This window comes from Helicobacter equorum (assembly GCF_900198655.1).
GTDB lineage: Bacteria > Campylobacterota > Campylobacteria > Campylobacterales > Helicobacteraceae > Helicobacter_F > Helicobacter_F equorum.
This window is the reverse complement of the sequence record NZ_FZPO01000070.1, coordinates 1-1897: the sequence shown is the minus strand read 5'-3', so window position 1 is coordinate 1897 and position 1897 is coordinate 1. Positions and strand designations below refer to the sequence as shown.

The following is a 1897-nucleotide window of genomic DNA, read 5'->3' as shown; positions in this document are numbered from 1 at the left end:
GAATTAGAATCTTTAGATAAAAGCATAGAGCAAGATAAGCTAAAAACACAAAAACCAAAAACACCACTAAAGCTTAGCTATAAAGCAAAACTTGCACTAGATTCACTGCCTCAAGAAATAGAAGAGCTTGAAAGGCATATTGCACTCTTAGAATCTGATCTAACAAATCCAGATAAATACCAAACTATAGGAATTACAGCCTTAGCAAATCAATTAGAGAATCTAAAAGCCGATTTAGATGTGAAATTAGAGCAGTATTTTGCTTTGGAGCAAAAAGCATTGGATTTACAAACCATGCTTCATGCTTATAAAATTTAGATTTTTTGTAAGAATCTAAGGTATCAAGCCTTCTTGTTGCATATGTTCTAGTAGCTTGATAAAAGCCTGTGTGCGCAAAATCGCTCCCTCTTGATTTAGATGGTATGGCGTATCAAAGAAATATTGTCTTTCAAAATGAAAGTCTCTAAAGTCTCCATAAATTTCTATGTTGTGTTTTTTTAACTTCGCTTTGAGATTCTCAATTTTCGCAAAGGTTTGTGGATCATTGAGACTAAAGTATGGATTTTCCAAGGTAACAGGATAGGTAAGAAAGATTTTGATATTTTTTGATGTAGCAAATTCTAATAAACGATTGTATTCAGAGAGAAAGAAAGGTGAAAGTGTAAGATTAGAATCTAGATATTCACTATTTAACATAGACACAATTCCTTGTTGTGTACAAAAATCACCATATAAGCTTAATGATTGATAATTGTAGCCTATAAACTTCTGTGGATTTTGCCAAATTATTTGCATGGTTGTTATGGGATCTTGAGATGTCTCAAAAGTATAAAAGTAAGACTTCAAAAGTGTTTTTAATGTCATAATTGGCTCATTTCGAAGATAAGCTAAAACTATGTGTTTTGTATCAATGTATTTTGTATAACTTGTATTCCAAGTGAGCATATTTTGGATATACCAATAATCATCGGTGGGTTCAATACGTGTGTAATAACCAAATTCTATAGGCAAAAAAATTATATCACCTTGTTTGGCATTTTTGATGATTGTATCTATATGAAAATTAAGAGGGAGTCCCGCATGTGTTCCGTAGTTAATAGGTTTAAAAGATGTCTGCGAATCTATAAGAGCGCCATTGAAACCAAAAAGTATGTTAGAACCACCTATAAAGAGCAACCTTTGTTTGTGTGTAGATTGATTGTTGATAAAATTTTTGACAAGATAGAGATTATCTAGCCATATTTCAGAATTTTGAAATTTTGGTATTTGAGCAAATAGAGTATTATTCAAAATAATGATGGTATATGCACAAATAGTTGTAAGGGTTGTAAGTAAAAATATTTTAATATGCTTCATTGAGATATTCCTAAAAATTAAAATATAAAAATGGTGCTTGATAACCAGTGGTTACAAGCACAATGAGAGAAAATCCCAAAGCTATAGCACTCAATATAGTATTTGTATTAGATATAGATTTAAAAAGTTCCAAAGTATTTTTAGAGAGCAGACATATCACAAATCCAAAAAGAATTCCTAAAATTATTAATAACGTATCTATAGTAGAAGTACCAAGCCACTCCCCAAACCTAATCCCCACACCATAAGTCTCCCAAGCATGAACAAACCCTAGCTTAGATTCTAAAAACTTAGGTAGGATTATCACTCCCCCAAACGTTGGCGATAATATAGGCTTCCTTATCTGCGGATGACATTTTACTTAAATCTACGCTGTTTTTTCCATAAAAAACCTGTGCCTTAGAATTTCGTGGCAAAAAAATACCATTATGTGCAAAAATATCTCGCACTAATGCTGAACAATCTCGCTCTTCATACATACCCCCCCAGCCATATGGTCTCCCCATAAGTTGTGTGAGAAAATCCGCTACAAGTGCTTGAT

The 1897-nt window shown here is 32.5% G+C and carries 4 protein-coding genes; 1 reads left to right on the top strand and 3 read right to left on the bottom strand.

The genetic code is table 11. The features are described 5' to 3' along the window. On the top strand, window positions 1–318 hold a 318-nt coding region (locus C6H22_RS08315; protein WP_233707103.1), incomplete at its 5' end, for an ABC transporter C-terminal domain-containing protein. 15 nt (window positions 319–333) lie between these two features. Here C6H22_RS08315 and C6H22_RS08310 read toward each other — a convergent pair. From C6H22_RS08310 to C6H22_RS08300, 3 genes are all read right to left on the bottom strand, one after another. Then, on the bottom strand, window positions 334–1356 hold the full coding sequence (locus C6H22_RS08310) for a hypothetical protein (RefSeq protein ID WP_104694804.1): 1023 nt from the start codon (window positions 1354–1356) through the stop codon (window positions 334–336). A gap of 10 nt (window positions 1357–1366) precedes the next feature. Then, window positions 1367–1663: a hypothetical protein gene (locus C6H22_RS08305; RefSeq protein ID WP_104694803.1), complete on the bottom strand. Its 297-nt coding sequence runs from the start codon at window positions 1661–1663 to the stop codon at window positions 1367–1369. After that, window positions 1647–1897: NlpC/P60 family protein (locus tag C6H22_RS08300; RefSeq protein ID WP_199769833.1), on the bottom strand; the 251-nt coding region annotated here is incomplete at its 5' end. The genes C6H22_RS08305 and C6H22_RS08300, both read right to left, overlap by 17 nt.

Bases quoted from the DNA above. Each gene is read 5' to 3' on its own strand.
- C6H22_RS08310 (WP_104694804.1), bottom strand. From the start codon at position 1,356: ATGAAGCATATTAAAATATTTTTACTTACAACCCTTACAACTATTTGT.